The organism is Pseudomonas sp. EA_65y_Pfl1_P113, from assembly GCF_963970525.1.
Lineage (GTDB): Bacteria > Pseudomonadota > Gammaproteobacteria > Pseudomonadales > Pseudomonadaceae > Aquipseudomonas > Aquipseudomonas tritici.
In genome coordinates, this window is sequence record NZ_CAXAQM010000709.1 from 1 (window position 1) to 351 (window position 351).

1 protein-coding gene is annotated in these 351 nt (G+C 53.8%); it reads left to right on the forward strand.

Annotation, left to right across the window (positions count from 1 at the left end; all coding sequences use genetic code 11):
* Nucleotides 1–61 precede the first annotated feature (61 nt).
* Nucleotides 62–351, forward strand: a 290-nt coding sequence (locus AACY52_RS31835) for a transposase (RefSeq protein WP_339561633.1), incomplete at its 3' end; no start/stop codon positions are given.

Consider the following 351-nt stretch of genomic DNA (forward strand, 5'->3'; position numbering starts at 1 on the left):
CAACCGTCCGCATCAGGTTTTGACGCCGCGATTCGTCGCTTGATTGGGTATAATCCGGGCCATGATTTCCATGCCCGACAACCTCCCTGATGATCCGGTTCTGCTCAAGCAAATGCTTGTGCAGATGTTCAGTGAGCGTCAGGTGGACAAAGACCAGATTGTTGACCTGAAAGAACAGATCAAACTATGGCGTCAACGTTTTTTCGGGCGCAAATCAGAGCAAGCCGTCGATCCGCAGACGCCACAGCTCGCGCTCTTTAATGAACCCGAAAGTCTCGCGGTTCCGGTCTCCGATGAGTCTGACGAAGAAGTCGTTGCCCCGACCCAACGCCGAGGCAAACGCAAACCACT